This is a genomic window from Exiguobacterium sp. UBA6309, assembly GCF_002439205.1.
Lineage (GTDB): Bacteria > Bacillota > Bacilli > Exiguobacteriales > Exiguobacteriaceae > Exiguobacterium_A.
The window spans coordinates 140,848-159,769 of sequence record NZ_DJTL01000025.1; the positions used below are offsets into that span (position 1 = coordinate 140,848).

Genomic DNA, 18,922 nt, shown 5'->3' on the forward strand with positions numbered 1-18,922 from the left:
GACTCGATGTATCAATTGTTTATCTTCAGCTAAACTTCAGATGAATATGTTACAACTAACAATGAGGTGAATGATATGACACATATTTTGATCGCAGAAGATGAATACGATATCAGGGAACTACTAACAGAATTATTGAACTCCAATGGATACATTGTATCTAGCGCGGCAAACGGCATGGAAGCCTTACAACTTTACCGATCGGGCTCTTTCGATTTAATCATCTTAGATATCATGATGCCTTTCTTCGATGGTTTTGAGGTTGCACGCGACATTCGTAAAGAATCACAAACGCCGATTATTTTTTTAACCGCTTTGCAAGATGAGGAAAACCAGGTGAAAGGATTTGATCTCGGAATCGATGATTACATCGCAAAACCATTTTCCCTTCGCATCTTACTTAGACGGATCGAAGCCGTTATCAGGCGCATTCAATCGAATGAAGCAGAATCACTCTCATTTCGAGAGATTACCCTTTTTCCATCAAGCTATAACGTATACGTTTCTGGAAATCCGACGACATTAACACTTAAGGAATTTCAAATTCTTCATTTATTACTCGAACATCCCGGCCGTGTACTCGAACGAGAACAGCTGATTCAGCAACTTTGGGGGTTTGATGCCCTTGGCGATACACGATTCTTGGATACACATATTAAAAACCTACGAAAAAAAATAAACGTACCTTATATTCAAACAGTAAAAGGAGTTGGCTATAAGCTTGAAGCACCTAGCTAAACGTCAAGGAATCACTGCTAAACTATTTTTTTTAACGATGAGCTTACTCATCGTCGCTGTCCTCTCGACGGTTGGTTTTCTATATGCCTCGTTGCCTTCGTACTATCAGTCCTATCGAGAAGAACAATTTCACTCGACGATGGCATCTATTAAACTAAAAAGTAAAGATCGTTCAATCGAAGAACTCATCCCATTGCTTGATCAACTGACAGACAAAGGGATTCGTTTTTCACTGTGGACGGAGGACGATCAACTCTTATATGCACCCGATTTTGGTCGCGGACCGATTCGTCGCACTACCGATAACTCTCCTACCGGAACGATCCAAGCCTCCCTTCCACTTCAACTGAACAGTCAAACGGTTACTCTCGATGCGGATCAAATGATTCAACCGATTGATGAAGTGAAAGCCGTCTTGTTGAAACTAGCTCCTTATATCGTTTTTCCGCTTCTATTATTAGCCGGTCTTGCTGCCTATCTTTATTCACGTACCATTTCTCGACCGCTGATCTCCATCAATCAAGCGACGAAGGAGTTAGCGAATTTAAACTTTGCTGTCCGAACCCATCATCACTCAACGGATGAACTGGGTGATCTATCAAGAAATATCAATCAACTCGCCACCACACTCGAGGCGACGATGGATTCTTTACAAGCCTCCAATGAACGCCTTCGTCTTGAAGCGGAAAAAGATCGAATACGTGATGCAGAACGAAGACAGCTATTCCTCGCTATCTCACATGAGTTAAAAACACCTGTTACGATCATCAAGGGTCAAGTCGAAGGGATGCTCTTGAATCTCGGAGTCTACCGAGACCGTGATTACTATTTGGAGCGTGCTAGTCAGGTGATTGAAAATATGGAACGTCTCATTGCATCGTTGCTCGAAGTCGCCCGTGTCGAACAAATGGCACTTCATTTCGAGGAAACGAATCTTCGTCTGTTACTCGAACAACAACTCGATCAATTCGGACAACTTATTCATGATCAGCAATTACGTGTGATCTCACCTAAAGAAGACTGGAACGTTAACACGGATCGTCACTTGTTGGAGCGCGCTTTTCATAACGTATTAATGAATGCCATATCGTATACGGCTCCGGGTGGAACGATTCTAATCGAGACGACCGGAAAACAAAATGGTGTGGTGCTAACGATCACAAACTCACCGACTATTCAAGATTCAAGTGATACTGCCGCTTGGTTCCACCCCCTTACACGCGCCGAACAATCGCGAAATCGAATTCATGGCGGTAGTGGTCTCGGACTATATTTGGTACACCAAATCATGGATCGATTAGATTTAAAGACTACTTTGACTGGAACACCTGATCAGGTACGATTCACGACGTTTTTTGAAACTACTTCTTGATTTCTACTTGCCAAAGAAGTAAAGAATCCGCTATACTCCTTTAAGTTAACTAGTTAACTTAAAGGAGGTTTTTTTATGTCATCTCAACAAGAAGATATTCTCGGACAACTGTCAAAAGTCGCCCGACTCGTCAAACGAGACGTCGATGCCACCCTCGCTCAATATTCGTTACACACTGGACAATGGGCACTCTTGAAGGCCGTGTCTTTACTTGAACCAGTCTCACAGGTCACCCTGTCGAAATATTTAGTCATCGAAAAGCCAGCCGTCACAAAAACAGTCGCTCGATTAGAAGAATTAGGATTCATCTTTCGTCAGAACGCAGGACGTCATCGCCTGGTCGAATTGACTTCACAAGCACGCGACTTATTTCAGACGATTGATGCATCCGTCCAACAAGCACATCGTATATTTTTGGATGAATTATCGCCAGAAGACCAGTCTTCCTTAGAGCGCCTGATGACTCAGCTACTTCTTACCCATCGCCCGGTCGAACAGGAGGAATCATCGTGAATCGTTTATTTCACCGGCATTACGTGACGACATTACTCGTCAATCTCTTATTATTCATAACGTTTTACTTATTAAATGCATCCCTGCCTCTACTCGCCGCCCAAAAATTCGAGGTTTCACAAGGATCACTCGGATGGGTCGTGACGGCATTCGTACTCGCAACGGTCTGTTCACGTCCGTTGATTGGTCATTGGCTCGATCGGTACGAACTGAAACGGATGTTACTATTATCTGCTAGTCTGTTTACTCTCTTTAGCTGTCTCTACTTGATCATTCTGCCGATTGAATCATTCAGTTTATTGCTCATCATTCGTGTGTTACATGGGTTTAGTTTCGGTATGATCTCTTCTTCACTGAGTTTAAGTGTCACGACGTTGATTCCTAAACAACGTCAGGGTGAAGGAATGGGTTACTTCGTCCTCTCGATGAATCTCGCTTCCGTCCTAGGTCCTGTCATCGGATTGACGTTGATTGCTCATGATGTCATGGTCTGGTATTTCATGACAGTTGCTCTACTCGCCATCTGTTCATTTCTTTTCGTGATCCGTTTACCATTGACGAGCAGTCATATTCCGCAAACGTCACCATTTCGGCTCCGTCAATCGCTTTTCTTAGACAGTCCCGTCTTGTTGCTAGCTACAAGCTTTGCGGGAATTGCGATTTCCAGTACGTCTGCATTTATCTCCTTATATGCCGATTCCATTCACCATGTGACGTATGCCTCTTATTTTTACGGACTGGCTGCGCTCGGTATGGTCGCCATTCGTCCACTAGCCGGAAAACGGTTTGACCGAAAAGGACCAGCTTCCGTGCTTATTCCATCCTATGGTCTGTATGCGGTCGGATTTCTAGTACTTGGATTCTTTCCAACGCTTTATGGTTTGTTGTTCGCCGCCCTCATCATCGGCATCGGCTCCGCCTCCATCTTCCCAGGATTGCAGACGGTCATGCTGACGTATGCAGCTCCTGAACAAAAAGGCAAAGCCATCTCTACATTTTTCCTCGCCTATGATAGTGGCTTTGGCATCGGTGCTTTCCTGCTATCGGGCATTGCGGCTAAGACTGGATACTCGAATATGTTTTTGATCTGCAGTCTCGTCGTCGTCAGCAGCGGTCTCTTATATGTGTATTCGAGACGTTCCTCCGCTACAGCAACCAATCAGGACATCGCCTCATAAGTAAAGAAGGGACTTCTCAACGATTGATGAGAGTCCCTTCTTTTAATACATTCATTTCGTTTCTTCAACGAGCCGGTATGGTCTGCCCTTCAACGATAGGTTTCTTTTCGACGAACCGTTGTTTTTTCAGTTCAATGATTTGATCGGCAGCACGTGCGACTTCTGCTGAGTGTGTCACTGCGATAATGCAACGATTGGCATCATGCGCTAGTTGTTGAAACAAACGGATGATTTCCGTAGCTGTTTTTTCATCGAGTGCTCCTGTCGGTTCATCCGCTAATATGATTGGCGCTTCTGTCGCTAGAGCGCGCGCGATGGCAACCCGTTGTTGCTGACCACCACTCAACTGTAATACGTTCTTTTTCGAATGTATTTCATCGATCCCGACCTGTTCCAGTAACTCAAGAGCTCGTTTCTTCTTCTCCTTAATCCGTCGCCCACTCAACTCAAGTGCGACAATGACATTATCAATAGCATTCATATAAGTTAATAAATTAAAAGATTGGAAGACAGTCGCTGCATGACGCGATCGATACGTCGTCAGTCCGATTTTTCGCAATTCACGTCCTTCATACTGTATTTGTCCTTCCGTTGGTGAGTCTAGTCCACTGAGTAAACTTAACGCAGTCGTTTTACCAGAACCTGATTCTCCAAGAATTGCATAAAATCTTCCCGCCTCGAACTGCATCGATACCTCATTTAAGATTCGTTGTTGCTTTCCTGCTGATGTATACGCATACGACACCTTCGTCATTTCTAAAGTCGTCATCTGATTAATCCTCCCGCAATAAGATTTCTTTTGGATTCATTCGTAATAAGATAAGTGACGGTAATAAAACGGATAAAAAGACAATCAGACTACCGATTTGAACGACTTGTGCTAGTGTCGACCAGTCAATTTTCGTCGTCATCTCTGTAATTTGAGGAATACTAGCGAGGAGTTGTTGTCCTTGACCACCCGGACCTCCACCTGGACCTCCAAATCCATCCGTTGTAGCCGAACTTGCCGCTTCTGTCACTTCTCGGTTTAATAATTGATCGGTCATGAATTGTGATGTCATTCCTCCCGTCGCATACGTTATGAGAAACGCAACTGCCGCAATCGCAAATGTTTCAACTAATAATTGACTCATCAGCTTCGAACGTTTTTCACCCATTGCCATCAAAATCCCCATCTCTTTCCGGCGTTCACGTACAGATAACAAAATCAAAAGTGCCAGAATCAAACCACCTGCGATACTAACGAGATAGACGACTGATTTTGAGAAGGAAGCAACTTGTTCAATTGGTCCGACCATTTTTTGGTAAGCCGCATCATTCGCATCCAACGTGAACGTATCCCAGTCCACTGATGAAACCGATTTTGCTTTTTGTTTGAACGCCTCGACTTCAGACGGATCCTTTAAAGAGTAGACAACACTTGACGCACTCACTGTCCCATCCTCGGTAGCAAAGTCGGCAAGCGTCTCATTTGAAACATACATTTGATTCATCGGATCCATGAACCCCGCAGCACGGAAACTTGCGTCTGAACTCGCATCTGTCGATGAAGAAAGCCCGATGATCGTCAGTTTTTGTGTTTGATTCGTCGTCGTCGATTTCAGTTTGAATGTATCTCCTACTTTAAGGTCGTTTTCAGTTGCTAGATTTTCATCGATGACAACACTATTTTCTTTCGCATCAGACGTCAATGCTACGCCATCAACAATTTTTAATGTTCCATTCGAAAACGAATCAAGTAACTCCATATTCGTCACACCGTTCAACGAGAAGTCGGGCGTCGTCATTCCCTCTGGCATTTCACCGCCTGGTCCACCATCCGGTCCACCACCTGTATTCGTCGACTCACTTTCGATCGGTTCAATATCACTCGCGGTCGCGGTCGCTTGCGAAAGATAATTAGTCGACTTGACTGCATCTAGTTGTTCGATCGCTTCAACTTCTTTCATCGAAATTTTAACTTCTTCTGGTCTTCCTCGTTCTCCAGAAGCTTGTCGCTCCTGCATTTGTTTTTGTCGGTCGACTTGTAACGTCACGGTAGCTCCCAGTTCTTTTCTTGCTTCTTCTCCAGCTGATTTTGCAGCATTCTGAATCGCGAATCCTGATAGAACCAGCGATCCAATTACCGTTAAAATAATCAACATGATCATCGTCTTGCCCTTTCGAGCGATGATACTCTTCCCAGCCCGTTTCAAAAAATTCATATGTCCTGTTCCTCCTTTTATCGTCTGCATTCATCGTATGAAACGAATCTGTAGCTCGACTGTAGTTCAACTGTATATTGAACGAAGAAACGCTATGAAACAAAAAAATGCAGTTCTTTTCAGTTAAGAAAAGAACTGCATTTTACTTTTAATCTGAAAATAGGTAACCGTGGAATCTTCATCATGATCCATGTCCCATTCCATTACCTAATTATGCGCGAAGTTCCGCATTGAATGTTTCTTTCACTGCATCTACGACTCGTTGTTGCGCTGTCGTGATTTCTTCATCGACTAACGTCCGTTCCTTGTTTTGATAACGGAGTGAGAAAGCGAATGATTTTTCATTCTCTCCGACGTTCTCACCCGTATAGACATCGAACAATTCGATCGTCTGTAAAAGTGGACCGGCTGCTTCCGTCATGACATCGACGATGGATTGCGCCGTCACTGATCGCTCGACGACGATTGCTAAGTCACGTGTCATCGATGGGAAACGTGAGATTTCCGAGTAGACCTGTTCCTCTTTCGAACGCAATGCCATCGCCTCTAATTCGAAGACGTACACTTCTTTTAGACCATACTGTTCTTTTGACAGACCAGGATGCACTTGACCGACGAATCCAATTGCTTCTCCGTCAAGCAGAACGCGCGCCGTCCGTCCTGGGTGCATTGATGGAATGCTCGCTGCTTCGAACGTCAACGTGACACCAGACGCAGATGCGAGTGTCTCGACGATTCCTTTCATGACGAAGAAATCTGTTTTGACAAGTGTGCCATGAGCCCGGTGTTGTTCTGAGACACCGACTGCGACGCCGCCGATCATTTCTTGTTCGATCGGAAGTGTCTCAAGTGACGCATCCCGTTGCAGATAAACACTGCCGAGTTCATAAAACGCAACATCGGCATGCTGTCGAGCGACGTTATGTTGTGCGACTTCAAGGAGTCCCGGAATGAGTGATGTCCGCAATGTCGAACGTGCTTCACTGATTGGCATCGCCAGTTTGACTGGATGCAAATCTTCCCGTTCATTGAATTGCATCGCGCGTTGTTCGCTCGTCAATGAATACGTGATCGCTTGCGAAAGACCTGCTCCCTGCAGTGTCCGGCGTAAATGACGACGATGGATGTTCCGTTTTGGTAAGAAACCACGGCTTGCTTCAGACGGTAAGCTTGAAGTCAGGGCATCATATCCATAGAGACGTGCGACCTCTTCCGCTAAATCAGCCGGAATTTTCAAATCTTGGCGGCGAGTCGGTACGCTGACCGTCAAGGCATCCCCCGATAATTCAACACCGAGACCAAGACGTTCGAGTAACGTTTGCATGACCGTTCCTTCAATTTCCATACCAAGACGATGATTGATGTACGAGACACTCGCTTCAATCAAATGATCGTCAAGCTCGAGCGTTCCGGCTTGAGCGACACCGGCTTGAACCGTTCCACCCGAGAGTTCAGCAATCAAAGCTGCAGCACGATCGAGTGCTAACAAGACACGACGTGGGTCGACACCTTTTTCAAAACGCGCACTCGAGTCAGAACGGAGTCCAAGAACACGGCTCGTCTTCCGGACAGAAATCGGTGCGAAATAAGCAGACTCTAAAATGATCGATGTCGTATTACCGTCCACTTCGGTATTTGCTCCACCCATGACTCCAGCAAGCGCGACCGGGCGTTCACCGTCTGTGATGACGAGCATCGAAGAATCAAGTGTCCGCTCGACTTCGTCTAACGTCGTGAATGACTCCCCTGCACGTGCTTGACGCACGACGATTTGTTTCCCGAGTTTTTCGGCATCGAATGAATGAAGCGGCTGACCTGTTTCAAGTAAAACGAAGTTCGTGACGTCGACGACGTTGTTGATCGGACGAATGCCATTTGCAATCAAGCGGTTTTTTAACCAAGTCGGTGATTCTTGAATCGTCACCCCTTGGATTTCTCGAGCCGCGTAGAACGAGCACTCCTCTGAATCAAGCGTTACTTCTACTGTCGTCGCTGGCTCTGCTTCTTTGACTTCAACGACCGGGAAAGTCGGTGTCGTGTCATAAAGCGCGGCCACTTCGTGTGCGACACCATACATGCTGAGACAGTCCGACCGGTTCGGCGTTAACCCAAGTTCGAGGATTTCATCGCGTAGACCGAGTAATTCTAGAACATCTTGTCCCGGTGTGACTGGTTCACGGAACGTGTGGATTCCGTCTTGCTCATCTTCTCGGATGTATTTCTTTTCGAATCCGAGTTCTTCGAGTGAACAAATCATCCCTTCCGAGACGACACCGCGCAATTTGGCACGTTTGATTTTAATCCCTGGCAAGCGAGCTCCGACACGCGCGACGATGACATCTTGTCCTGCTTCGACATTCGGTGCACCACAAACGATCTGAACCGGTTCGTCTTGTCCGATGTCGACCGTCGTGACGTTCAATTTATCTGCTTCTGGATGTTTTTCTTTCGTTAACACACGTCCGACGACGATGTTGTTTAACGCTTCATCCCGGACATCAACGCCTTCGACTTCGATTCCGCTCTTAGTAATCAAATCAGCCAGGTCTTGTCCTGATGTATGACTGACATCCACATATTCGTTCAACCATTGTTTTGAGACTAACATCTGCGTTCCCCCTTAAAACTGTTCGCTGAAGCGAACGTCATTCGTATAGAAGTGGCGAATATCATCGACACCGTATTTCAACATGGCAATCCGTTCGATGCCCATTCCGAATGCAAAACCTGACATTTTCGTGCTATCATATTCGGCCATTTCGAGAACGTGAGGATGAACCATTCCAGCACCTAGAATTTCAATCCAACCCGTCTGTTTACAGATGTTGCATCCTTTACCGCTACATTTGAAGCACGAAACGTCGACTTCGACGGACGGCTCCGTGAATGGGAAGAAACTTGGGCGTAAGCGGACTTCACGTGCTTCACCAAACATCTGCTTCGCGAAGGCTTCAAGCGTTCCTTTTAAGTCAGCCATCGAAATCGATTCTCCGACGACTAGTCCTTCGACTTGCATGAATTGGTGCGAGTGCGTCGCATCATCTTCATCCCGGCGATAGACTTTACCTGGGCAGAGAATACGGATCGGTTCCCCTTTAGAAGCGAGCATCGTCCGCGCTTGGACTGGTGACGTATGCGTTCGCATCAAAATTTCTTCCGTGATGTAGAATGAATCTTGCATATCACGTGCTGGGTGATCCTTCGGTAAATTCAACATCTCGAAGTTGAAAAGATCTTGCTCGACTTCTGGACCTTCCGCAATCGTATAACCGAGTCCGACGAAGATGTCTTCGATCTCATCTGACACCTGTTGCAAGAGGTGCGCATGACCGACCTTTTTCGGGCGTCCTGGTAATGTGACGTCAATTGCTTCCGTTGCCAGTTTCGCATCCATCTCCTGCTGTTTGACAGCTGTCAAACGTTGTTCGAGTTGCTCTTGGATCGCTTGACGAACCGCATTCGCGATCTCACCGACGACTGGTCGTTCTTCCGCTGATAGCTTACCCATTCCTCGTAATACTTCCGTGATTGGTCCCTTTTTCCCGAGATACTTGACTCGGACGTCATTGAGATCTTTTTGTGTTGTTGCCTGATCGACTAATGTCAACGCTTCATCGCGTAATGCTTCTAATTGCTCGCGCATCTTTCCCACTCCTTTAGTTGAAGATATAAAAAAACGTCCCTCCGGCAAATGCCGAAGGGACGATGTAAACACCGTGGTACCACCCTTGTTTGACTTTTCAATCGAAAAGTCCTCCAATTGCGCGATAACGGGCGCATCCCGTCACGATCTCTCGTGCGACTCCGGAGTGAATTCGGTTAGCAGATTCACGAAGCAGTTTTCAGTCTATGACTGCCTCTCCCTGATTGAATCATTCCCTAACGTACTCTGTTCCATCAACGTCCGTGATGTATTCCTGATGTTCACTTTAGCATGAACGCCTGTCGGTTTCAATCCACGCTTGCAAAATAATAGAGCAAAATGCCTGCTGCTACTGCCGCATTCAATGACTCCGCTTTACCACGGATCGGGATGTAGGCACGCTCATCACAGTAAGAAAGCAACTCTGGCGCCACGCCTTGTGCTTCGTTCCCGATAATTAAACCGAGAGCATCCATCGGTGCGATCCCTTGATAAGACGTCGCTCCTTCTAACGCCGTGCCGATTACCGCAATCCCTTGTTCATGCAAGGCATTGACTGCCTCTTCGAGTGGCATTGCGATAACAGGTAAGTGAAATAGCGATCCTTGTGTCGCACGGATGACTTTTCCGTTATAGACGTCAACCGTTCCCGGTCCGACGACGACACCATCGAATCCAGCTGCGTCAGCTGTTCGAATCATCGTCCCGACGTTTCCGGGATCCTGCAAACGATCGAGTAGTAAATAACGTCCTCGCTCTAATTGTACCGAAGCTTGTTTCATCTCACAGACAGCGAAGATACCTTGCGACGTTTCCGTCTCAGCCAGTACTTTGATGACGGCTTCATCGATCGTAAAGACATCGGCGTTCCGTTTCCAAGAACCGGGTACTTGATACGATTCACGCACGATCAATTCCTTGACGATTCCAGCGCGAACAGCCTCTTCAATCAAGTGTTCTCCCTCAATCAAAAAGCGATTCGTCTGCAGACGTCCTTTTTTCGTTAAGAGTTTTTTCCATTGTTTAACGATTTCGTTCTTTGCTGATGCGATGTGCTTCATTGTTATATTACCCCTCGTAGATCGCTTGGACAGTCTCCGCATCAAGACGTTTTGTCACAGCAACGACTAAATCGACGGCTGCTTCGAAATCGGCCTTATGCATGATTGAGACGTTCGTGTGCAGATAACGAATCGGTACAGTCAATGCAAGTGATGGAACACCTGTATTCGATAAATGGAACTTCGCTGCATCCGTTCCGCCACCTGGTGTTAAGTCCAGTTGATACTTGATATTTTCTTCTGTTGCGACTTTCGTCACGAAATCGATCAATCCGCGATGTGCGATCATCGACGCGTCGAACATGATGACTTGAACGCCTTCACCTAATTTCGACAATGCTTCACGATCGGTCATTCCTGGCGTATCACCCGGGATACCTGTATCGACAGCAAAGGCGATCGATGGTTTAAGCAGGTGTGCGACAGTTTGAGCCCCGCGTAACCCGACTTCTTCCTGAACAGTCGCTCCTGCGAAAATCGTGTTCGGATGTCCGTCTGCTTTTAAGCGTTTGATTGCTTCGATTGCGATGGCACAACCAATCCGGTTGTCCCACGCTTTTGCCATCAAGAAGTTCTCATTTTTCATCACAGTAAATTCGCAATGTGGAACGACCGTATCACCCGGACGAATTCCCCAGCTGTCGACTTCGTCTTTCGATGAAGCACCGATATCGATGAACATCTCTTTAATGTCGACCGGCTTATTGCGCGCTTCCGGTGGTAAAACATGAGGTGGTTTTGCGCCGATTACACCTGGGATGACTTCACCAGATGATGTCACAATATTCATACGCTGCGCCAAGAGGACCTGACCCCACCAACCGCCGAGTGGTTGGAAACGAAGGAATCCTTTTTCATCGATCTTCGTGACCATGAATCCGACTTCATCCATGTGACCAGCAATCAATACACGTGGTGCATCTTCACCTGCGCCTTTATGTTCAGCAAACAGACTACCGAGACCATCTTGGTGGAATGCTTCTGCATGGGGTTCTAGATATTCACGCATGAGGCTCCGGACTTCCTTTTCATTTCCCGGTACACCTGTTGCGTCCGTGAGACGTTTTAGCATATGTAATTGTTCATTCATCTGATTTCCTCCTTAGTAACCGTTGTCTTGTCGTACATGGTTTGCTTCATTTTTAGAAATGTAAGCCTTGAAAATCATATCCTGTGTAAAACCTAGTGTAGCACCTAATGCAAGGTATGCACCAATCAAAACATCATAACTTTGTTCCGTCCGCGAAATCGCGAAGACGTTCGTTTTATTATAGACGTCTAAAAAAGCATCCGTTGCCGTTAAATAGAAGTCACCTTCTGCAAAATGACTCTTCTTATACTCAAGTGCTAGACCTAGTGAGAGTAGAAAATGGACGCCATCGACATATTCCTCAAGAATTGTGACTTGAGCGGATGGTCCCTTGTTCGACCAGAACTTGAAGCAACGTGTCTCGTTCGCAAGTTCACCGAGTTCGACCAATAAGGCAAGCAGACGCTCGTCGAATTGATTGCCTGTTAATTGATGTTCTGACTGAATCCGTTTATCCAACTGTTCTTGCATCTCAAAAAGTGTCAACCAATCCATCTTTAATTCTCCTTCTATCTAAAAAAATCATATGACCGTCTCATCGACGTGCCTTCTTATTTTATCATTAAATCGAAAAAAACGTCGGAGAATTAAATTCCCCGACGAATTGTAGAACTTAAGCGTTCAATTTTGCTTTTGCTGTGTCAGCAAGTGAAGCAAATGCAGTTGCATCTGTAACTGCGAGGTCAGCGAGCATCTTACGGTTAACGTCGATACCTGCTAATTTAAGACCATGCATCATGCGGCTGTAAGAAAGACCGTTGATACGTGCTGCCGCATTGATCCGAGTGATCCAGAGGCGACGGAAGTCACGTTTCTTTTGACGACGGTCACGGTAAGCGTACATGAGAGATTTCATGACTTGCTGTTTCGCAACCTTGAAGAGTGTATGTTTCGAGCCGTAGTAGCCCTTAGCTAATTTGAGTTGTTTTTTACGACGTTGACGAGTCGTATATCCGCCTTTTACGCGTGGCATATAAATTCCCTCCTAAATCTGTATACGATTGGATAAATTACTTCGCGATCATGTGACGGATGCGTTTGAAGTCACCCGTAGATACCATGCTAGCTTTACGTAATTTACGTTTCGCTTTTGTTGATTTGTTACCGAACAAGTGGCTTGTGTAAGCACGACCACGTTTCAATTTGCCAGAAGCAGTACGTTTGAAACGTTTAGAAGCACCGCGGTGCGATTTCATTTTAGGCATGAGAGATTCCCTCCTACTTCGATTCGATTAGTCTTCTTTCTTAGGAGCAAGCACGAGGAACATGCTGCGTCCTTCCATCTTCGGTCTCTGTTCCACAACACCGAACTCACTTAAATCCGTTGCGAGGCGTTCGAGAACGCGTTTACCGATTTCCGAGTGAGTGATGGCACGACCGCGGAAGCGAATGCTCGCTTTCACTTTGTTACCATTCTCCAAGAATTTCTTCGCATTACGGAATTTCGTTTGGAAGTCGTTCTCCTCGATCGTCGGGCTAAGACGAACTTCTTTCATCTGAATCACTTTCTGATTCTTCCGAGTTTCTTTGTCCTTCTTTTGCATCTCGAAACGGTATTTACCGTAGTCCATGATCTTACAAACTGGCGGCGTCGCTTGTGGAGCGACCATGACGAGGTCAAGTTCCGCTTCCTCTGCGAGACGTAGCGCTTCGTTGCGTGATTGGACACCTAGTTGAGCACCATCCGCTCCGATAAGACGAACTTCCCGGGCACGGATGCTTTCATTGATTAACAGATCTTTGCTAATGGTTAGCACCTCCATCGTGCATTGCACGAAAAATGAATGATAGAAAACGCTATAAAAAAAGCGTCGGCAGTTTTTCCCGCCCACACTCATAAGGAACGCCAAGGCACAGCATTTGCTATACATTGCGTATCTTCATGATGAACCAGTACGAGTGATCATACATGGTGAGAAGCGGGATGCTTCTGCTTTGTTGTCATTTCACTTTGCTATCATAGCACTTGTTTTCCCGTGATGTCAAGCCGCTTTCTATGTTCTTACAGAACGTTGCTCACATACTTGATTATAATAGCAATCCTTTGAGCGATAAGCAAGAAGTTTCTAACCAGTTTTTCACGGGTACATTCATAACATGAAAAAAGATTCAGAACATTCGCAAGCAAAACTGTTTATTTAGAATGATTATTGTTTTATAATTAATTTAATCTTACATAAAGGGGAGAATAACAGATGACTGAAAAACGATTAACGACCAATCAAGGTGTCCCAATCGGAGACAACCAGAATTCACGTACGGCTGGACGTCGCGGACCAACTTTATTAGAAGACTATCAATTAATTGAAAAGATGGCCCATTTCGACCGGGAACGTGTACCTGAGCGCGTCGTACATGCTCGTGGATTCGGTGCTCACGGTGTCTTCACTGTCAAAAATTCAATGAAAAAGTACACGAAAGCTGCGTTTCTACAAGAAGAAGGGACAGAAGTTCCTGTCTTCGCCCGTTTCTCGACTGTTATTCACGGCACGCATTCTCCAGAGACGCTCCGCGATCCACGTGGATTCTCTGTCAAGTTCTATACAGAAGAAGGAAACTGGGATTTCGTCGGGAACAATCTTCCTGTCTTCTTCATTCGCGACGCCATGAAATTCCCAGATATGGTCCATTCTCTCAAACCAGATCCAAGAACGAACATTCAAGATCCTGACCGTTACTGGGACTTCATGACACTTCGTCCGGAATCGACGAACATGCTCATGCACCTTTTCACGGATGAGGGTATTCCTGCAAGCTACCGTAAAATGCGTGGTTCTTCCGTTCACTCATTCAAATGGGTGAATGCACACGGTAATACGGTTTATGTGAAACTACGCTGGGTACCAAAAGCTGGTGTTCATAATCTCTCAGCAGAAGAAGCGACAGAGATTCAAGGAAAAGACTTCAACCATGCTTCAAACGATACGTTCCAAGCGATTGAAGATGGCGATTACCCGGAATGGGATCTGTTCGTACAGGTACTTGATCCAGCTGACGTCGATCAGTTCGATTTCGATCCGCTCGATGCGACAAAGGATTGGTTCGAAGATGTCATCCCGTTCCAACACGTCGGTACGATGACATTGAACAAAAACGTCGATAACTATTTCGCTGAAACAGAATCAGTCGGGTTCAACCCAGGTGTCTTGATTCCAGGGATGTTGCCATCTGAAGATAAGTTGTTACAAGGTCGCTTATTCTCTTACTCGGACACACAACGCTACCGTATTGGCACGAATTATCAACAACTTCCAATCAACTGTCCGTTTGCACAAGTGAACAACTACCAACGTGACGGTGCAATGCCGGTCGGTCAGCAAACGAGTCCGGTCAACTACGAACCGAACCGTTATCAAGAAGAACCAAAAGAAACACCCGAGTATACGGAAGAAAATCAACCGTTGCTTGATGATAAACATGGTCGTCTCGAAATCGAGAAGACGAATAACTTTGGTCAAGCCGGAGAAGTATACCGTCGCCTGACAGAAGAAGAGCAAGCAGCTCTCTTGAAGAACCTCGTCAACGACCTTCAGCAAGTGCGTCATGAAAATACGGTCCTGCTCGCAATCTGTAACTTCTATCGTGCTGATGCATCACTCGGTCAGAAGCTATCAGAAGCTTTACAAGTCAATATCGAACCGTTCCTGCAACAAATGCGCTCATAACGCAAAACGAGCACCCTCGACGCTAGTCTTGGGTGCTTTCTTATGTCTTAGTATAGAATGAAATCGTAGCGCTCTGCTGTTTTATACGTGAACTCATTCAATTTTTTGAATAAGACGATTTGATCGAGTCCAACCTGCTTGACTGTATTTTGTTGCATGTAACGTTTTTGTTCTGCTGTAAACGTATTATAAATGGGAGAATAGCCGTTGCTTTGGAACGGTTGCATTTGAATCGCACGATCCGCGTCTTCCAATCGATTGTAGCGAATCGTCCCTCCGACAACTCCTCTACCGAGAATCGTCATCGCTTTCCCATCTGCTCGATGCACGTTTCGGATCGTATTGTAACGGACCGTTGGATTCTTCCAGTTCATCATCGAAATCGCATAATCCTTCGTTCCGTCAATCGTATTTTTTTCAATCCGGACGTTCGTGTGTAATTTGTTTTCTGTGTATTGATGTGTGCCGATCGCCACATTGATGTTACGGAACAAGTTATTACGAATCGTGATGTCTTCATTTGGAGTGCCATCTTGATTCGACCACTTCCAGTTGAAGCCCTTCGTGATTGGATCTGGAGTATCGAGATTAATCGATTCATTCGGACCTGTATTCGGTATCATGACAGCATCGACGAATTTCATGTTTTCGATGACTGCCTTCTTCGTCGCATCAAGTTCCATCGCATGTGAACCCTTTTGATTCCGTACTGTGATGCCGCCGATATATAAGTTTTGATTATGGGCAATAGCGAAAGCCGAACCACGCGCATATCGATTCAAGTCGATCTGTGCATTCCCCTTACCGATGAGTTTAACGTTCTGTGAACCGTTATATTTGCCAACTTTTTTATTCAGACGCAAAACCGATGGCGCAACGAAATCAAAGACACTCGTCGTCGAACTAATCTTTGTCGTCCCTGTCTCTGTCGTCTTTTTGATGATGACACCATCCTCTAGGATCACCGTCGTATTGGACGGGATACCAACACGTAAAGGGGACAGATACGTTCCCTTTGTTAGAACGAGGGTGCCTCCCCCTTCTTTTTCAAGTCGTTCCAAATAAGAACGCATCGTATAATGATTGCGTGTCTTTGCATTATAGGTCGTATATTTACGGATTGCTGGGTCAATCGCTTCTGTTTTTGGTGTAATCCGGTACGTCTTTTTAGTCGTCGCCGCATCTGCTTTTCCCGGATGAACACCTATTAAAAGTGAAAAGGCGATGAAAACAGCAAGAGTCGTCTGTTTCATTTTTCTGTAACTTCCTTCCTACCCTTCAAAACATTCTATCCCATGAAGGTTTATTATAGAATTTATCCAATTAAAGGAAAAATGATTTTCGGTTATGCTGGATAGATGTAGCTGGATGATCTACCTTTATCATCGGCTTGTTGCTTCCTTCTTTTAAGAATCACATCACGAAAAAAGTCCGCCCTACATCAGCAGGACGAACTCTTTCATGAGGCTAGAATTATTTTGAACGGTTTGCGATTTCTTGCTCTAAATCTGCAACGAATTGTTCGAGTGATGCATTACTCGAGTCTTTTGAACCGTAACGACGAATGTTGACTTCGCGTGATTCAACTTCTTTGTCACCTAAAACGAGCATGACGGGTACTTTATTGACTTGTGCTTCACGAATACGATAACCGAGTTTCTCGTCACGGAAATCTGTTTCGACGCGGATTCCCTTTTTCAACAGGATCGCTTTGATTTCACGGGCATAGTCTTCATGAACGCTCGAGACCGGAATCAATTTCACCTGAACCGGTGCGAGCCATGTTGGGAATGCGCCTTTGTATTCTTCGATCAAGTAAGCAACGAAGCGTTCCATCGTTGATACGACACCTCGGTGTAAGACGACTGGACGGTGATCTTGTCCGTCGTTCCCTTTGTATGTCAATTCGAATCGCTCTGGTAAGAGGAAGTCGAGTTGGACTGTTGAGAGCGTCTCATCTTTACCAAGCGCTGTCCGAACTTGAACGTCAAGCTTTGGTCCGTAGAAGGCGGCTTCGCCTTCTGCTTCGAAGTATTCGAGTTCGAGCTCATCCATTGTTTCTTTCAACTCACGTTGCGCCATTTCCCAGATCGCATCGTTGTCGAAGTACTTCTCTTTGTCCGCTGGGTCACGGTATGAAAGACGGAATTTGTAATCCGTGATCCCGAAATCAGCATAGACTTCTTGAATGAGATGAACGATGGCTTTAAACTCCTCTTTCATTTGGTCAGGACGGACGAACGTATGTCCATCGTTAAGAACCATGTAACGAACGCGTTGAAGACCAGTCAAGGCACCAGACATTTCGTAACGGTGCATGCCACCAAGCTCCGCGACACGAAGTGGTAAATCACGGTACGAACGTGGTTCGTTCTTATAGACCATCATATGATGTGGACAGTTCATCGGGCGAAGAACGAGTTCTTCATTGTCCATCTCCATTTTCGGGAACATGTCATCTTGATAGTGATCCCAGTGCCCCGATGTTTTGTATAGATCGACTGAACCGAGGACCGGTGTATAGACGTGCTCATACCCAAGTTCGAGTTCTTTATCGACGATATAACGCTCGACTGTCCGGCGGATCGCTGCTCCTTTTGGTAACCACATCGGGAGTCCTTGACCGACTTCTTGAGAAGTGAAGAACAATCCAAGTTCCTTCCCGAGTTTACGGTGATCCCGTTCTTTTGCTTCAGCGAGGAAGTGGAGGTGTTGTTTCAACTGATCTTTTGTTGCCCATGCTGTACCGTAAATCCGTTGTAACATCTTGTTTTTCGAATCACCACGCCAGTAAGCACCAGCAATGCTCATCAATTTGAAGACTTGTAGCTTCGCTGTCGCTGGAACGTGTGGTCCACGGCATAGATCGAAGAATTCGCCTTGACGGTAAATCGTCAAATCCTGATCAGCAGGAATCGACTCGATCAATTCAACCTTCAACGGATCATTGAGTTCTTTATAGATGGCAAGTGCCTCGTCACGCGAGACGACTTCTCGTTCGATCGGCAAGTTTTCACCGGCAATTTTATTCATCATCTTCTCGATTTCTGGAAGGTCCTCTTCTGTCAGACGACGTTCCATATCGATGTCATAGTAAAAACCATTCTCGATTGTCGGTCCAATTCCAAGATGAATCGTTTCATCCGGATACAGACGTTTGATGGCTTGTGCCATCAAATGAGCTGAAGAGTGACGAATCAAGTCGAGCCCTTCTTCTGAATCCGGCATGATCAATTCAATTGTACCGTCCTCTTCGATTGGACGACGGTAATCGATGGCGTGCCCGTTCAATTTAGCAGCAAAGGCTTTTTTACGAAGACCTGGGCTGATCGAAGCTGCCACTTCTTCAGCTGTCGTGCCGGCTGCAAATTCCTTTACGGCGCCGTCTGGAAATGTAAGTGCGATGTTTGACATGACTGTTTCCCCCTTTTACAAAATAAAAAAAGACTCATCCCTAA

17 protein-coding genes are annotated in these 18,922 nt (G+C 45.7%); 5 read left to right on the plus strand and 12 right to left on the minus strand.

The genetic code is table 11. From position 1 onward, the window contains the following. The first annotated feature begins 75 nt into the window (after positions 1 to 75). The 4 genes from B3M90_RS07220 (at position 76) to B3M90_RS07235 (ending at position 3,801) form a co-directional block, all read left to right on the plus strand. Positions 76 to 738 carry a response regulator transcription factor gene (locus B3M90_RS07220; RefSeq protein ID WP_214852922.1) on the plus strand — a complete coding sequence of 221 codons (663 nt, stop codon included), beginning with the start codon at positions 76 to 78 and terminating at the stop codon, positions 736 to 738. Between the two features lie 37 nt (positions 739 to 775). Beyond that, positions 776 to 2,110: a sensor histidine kinase gene (locus B3M90_RS07225; RefSeq protein WP_290783186.1), complete on the plus strand. Its 1,335-nt coding sequence runs from the start codon at positions 776 to 778 to the stop codon at positions 2,108 to 2,110. Between the two features lie 75 nt (positions 2,111 to 2,185). Beyond that, positions 2,186 to 2,623, plus strand: a complete 438-nt coding sequence (locus B3M90_RS07230; protein WP_214852919.1) for a MarR family winged helix-turn-helix transcriptional regulator — start codon at positions 2,186 to 2,188, stop codon at positions 2,621 to 2,623. After that, positions 2,620 to 3,801, plus strand: coding sequence for an MFS transporter (locus B3M90_RS07235; RefSeq protein ID WP_290783188.1), 1,182 nt, complete (start codon positions 2,620 to 2,622; stop codon positions 3,799 to 3,801). Before B3M90_RS07230 ends, B3M90_RS07235 begins: the two co-directional genes overlap by 4 nt. A gap of 64 nt (positions 3,802 to 3,865) precedes the next feature. On the opposite strand, the gene B3M90_RS07240 is transcribed toward B3M90_RS07235, so the two are convergent. The 10 genes from B3M90_RS07240 to infC all read right to left on the minus strand — a co-directional run bounded on the left by B3M90_RS07240 (position 3,866) and on the right by infC (position 13,562). Then, the gene (locus tag B3M90_RS07240; RefSeq protein ID WP_214852915.1) at positions 3,866 to 4,570 is read right to left on the minus strand and encodes an ABC transporter ATP-binding protein; all 705 of its coding nucleotides are present in this window, start codon (positions 4,568 to 4,570) and stop codon (positions 3,866 to 3,868) included. A gap of 4 nt (positions 4,571 to 4,574) precedes the next feature. Continuing rightward, entirely contained in the window at positions 4,575 to 6,005 is a 1,431-nt protein-coding gene (locus B3M90_RS07245; protein WP_214852912.1) for an ABC transporter permease, read from the minus strand. Positions 6,006 to 6,216: 211 nt separating this feature from the next. After that, positions 6,217 to 8,613, minus strand: a complete 2,397-nt coding sequence (pheT, locus tag B3M90_RS07250) for a phenylalanine--tRNA ligase subunit beta (RefSeq protein WP_290783191.1) — start codon at positions 8,611 to 8,613, stop codon at positions 6,217 to 6,219. 12 nt (positions 8,614 to 8,625) lie between these two features. After that, entirely contained in the window at positions 8,626 to 9,648 is a 1,023-nt protein-coding gene (gene pheS / locus B3M90_RS07255) for a phenylalanine--tRNA ligase subunit alpha (RefSeq protein WP_290783193.1), read from the minus strand. A 308-nt stretch (positions 9,649 to 9,956) separates the two neighbouring features. Then, positions 9,957 to 10,742, minus strand: coding sequence for a TrmH family RNA methyltransferase (locus tag B3M90_RS07260; RefSeq protein ID WP_396205226.1), 786 nt, complete (start codon positions 10,740 to 10,742; stop codon positions 9,957 to 9,959). Beyond that, positions 10,717 to 11,799: a M42 family metallopeptidase gene (locus tag B3M90_RS07265; protein WP_214852903.1), complete on the minus strand. Its 1,083-nt coding sequence runs from the start codon at positions 11,797 to 11,799 to the stop codon at positions 10,717 to 10,719. Before B3M90_RS07265 ends, B3M90_RS07260 begins: the two co-directional genes overlap by 26 nt. Positions 11,800 to 11,811: 12 nt before the next feature. Continuing rightward, a complete protein-coding gene (locus B3M90_RS07270; RefSeq protein WP_214852896.1) occupies positions 11,812 to 12,294 on the minus strand; it encodes a dUTP diphosphatase in 483 nt (160 codons plus the stop codon). Between the two features lie 118 nt (positions 12,295 to 12,412). After that, complete coding sequence (rplT, locus tag B3M90_RS07275) at positions 12,413 to 12,772, minus strand: 50S ribosomal protein L20 (protein WP_012371057.1); 360 nt, start codon at positions 12,770 to 12,772, stop codon at positions 12,413 to 12,415. A 37-nt stretch (positions 12,773 to 12,809) separates the two neighbouring features. Further along, positions 12,810 to 13,004 (minus strand): 50S ribosomal protein L35, encoded by a 195-nt coding sequence (rpmI, locus tag B3M90_RS07280; RefSeq protein WP_023469015.1) that lies wholly within the window; start codon positions 13,002 to 13,004, stop codon positions 12,810 to 12,812. A gap of 27 nt (positions 13,005 to 13,031) precedes the next feature. Continuing rightward, positions 13,032 to 13,562, minus strand: coding sequence for a translation initiation factor IF-3 (gene infC, locus B3M90_RS07285; protein ID WP_029342318.1), 531 nt, complete (start codon positions 13,560 to 13,562; stop codon positions 13,032 to 13,034). A 432-nt stretch (positions 13,563 to 13,994) separates the two neighbouring features. Between infC and B3M90_RS07290 the strand changes: the two genes are divergently transcribed. After that, positions 13,995 to 15,464 carry a catalase gene (locus B3M90_RS07290; protein ID WP_035406325.1) on the plus strand — a complete coding sequence of 490 codons (1,470 nt, stop codon included), beginning with the start codon at positions 13,995 to 13,997 and terminating at the stop codon, positions 15,462 to 15,464. 47 nt (positions 15,465 to 15,511) lie between these two features. Here B3M90_RS07290 and B3M90_RS07295 read toward each other — a convergent pair whose 3' ends face one another. Together B3M90_RS07295 and thrS are read right to left on the minus strand one after the other, a co-directional pair. Further along, positions 15,512 to 16,717 carry a right-handed parallel beta-helix repeat-containing protein gene (locus B3M90_RS07295; protein ID WP_290783197.1) on the minus strand — a complete coding sequence of 402 codons (1,206 nt, stop codon included), beginning with the start codon at positions 16,715 to 16,717 and terminating at the stop codon, positions 15,512 to 15,514. A gap of 220 nt (positions 16,718 to 16,937) precedes the next feature. Further along, on the minus strand, positions 16,938 to 18,878 hold the full coding sequence (thrS, locus tag B3M90_RS07300; RefSeq protein WP_290783199.1) for a threonine--tRNA ligase: 1,941 nt from the start codon (positions 18,876 to 18,878) through the stop codon (positions 16,938 to 16,940). Positions 18,879 to 18,922 lie beyond the last annotated feature (44 nt).

What these genes read in the sequence shown, in the direction of transcription:
- B3M90_RS07220 (WP_214852922.1), top strand. Translation starts at nt 76, where the DNA reads ATGACACATATTTTGATCGCAGAAGATGAATACGATATCAGGGAACTA.
- B3M90_RS07225 (WP_290783186.1), top strand. Translation starts at nt 776, where the DNA reads ATGAGCTTACTCATCGTCGCTGTCCTCTCGACGGTTGGTTTTCTATAT.
- B3M90_RS07230 (WP_214852919.1), top strand. Translation starts at nt 2,186, where the DNA reads ATGTCATCTCAACAAGAAGATATTCTCGGACAACTGTCAAAAGTCGCC.
- B3M90_RS07240 (WP_214852915.1), bottom strand. Translation starts at nt 4,570, where the DNA reads ATGACGACTTTAGAAATGACGAAGGTGTCGTATGCGTATACATCAGCA.
- B3M90_RS07245 (WP_214852912.1), bottom strand. Translation starts at nt 6,005, where the DNA reads ATGAATTTTTTGAAACGGGCTGGGAAGAGTATCATCGCTCGAAAGGGC.
- pheT (WP_290783191.1), bottom strand. Translation starts at nt 8,613, where the DNA reads ATGTTAGTCTCAAAACAATGGTTGAACGAATATGTGGATGTCAGTCAT.
- pheS (WP_290783193.1), bottom strand. Translation starts at nt 9,648, where the DNA reads ATGCGCGAGCAATTAGAAGCATTACGCGATGAAGCGTTGACATTAGTC.
- B3M90_RS07265 (WP_214852903.1), bottom strand. Translation starts at nt 11,799, where the DNA reads ATGAATGAACAATTACATATGCTAAAACGTCTCACGGACGCAACAGGT.
- B3M90_RS07270 (WP_214852896.1), bottom strand. Translation starts at nt 12,294, where the DNA reads ATGGATTGGTTGACACTTTTTGAGATGCAAGAACAGTTGGATAAACGG.
- rplT (WP_012371057.1), bottom strand. Translation starts at nt 12,772, where the DNA reads ATGCCACGCGTAAAAGGCGGATATACGACTCGTCAACGTCGTAAAAAA.
- rpmI (WP_023469015.1), bottom strand. Translation starts at nt 13,004, where the DNA reads ATGCCTAAAATGAAATCGCACCGCGGTGCTTCTAAACGTTTCAAACGT.
- infC (WP_029342318.1), bottom strand. Translation starts at nt 13,562, where the DNA reads ATGGAGGTGCTAACCATTAGCAAAGATCTGTTAATCAATGAAAGCATC.
- B3M90_RS07290 (WP_035406325.1), top strand. Translation starts at nt 13,995, where the DNA reads ATGACTGAAAAACGATTAACGACCAATCAAGGTGTCCCAATCGGAGAC.
- B3M90_RS07295 (WP_290783197.1), bottom strand. Translation starts at nt 16,717, where the DNA reads ATGAAACAGACGACTCTTGCTGTTTTCATCGCCTTTTCACTTTTAATA.
- thrS (WP_290783199.1), bottom strand. Translation starts at nt 18,878, where the DNA reads ATGTCAAACATCGCACTTACATTTCCAGACGGCGCCGTAAAGGAATTT.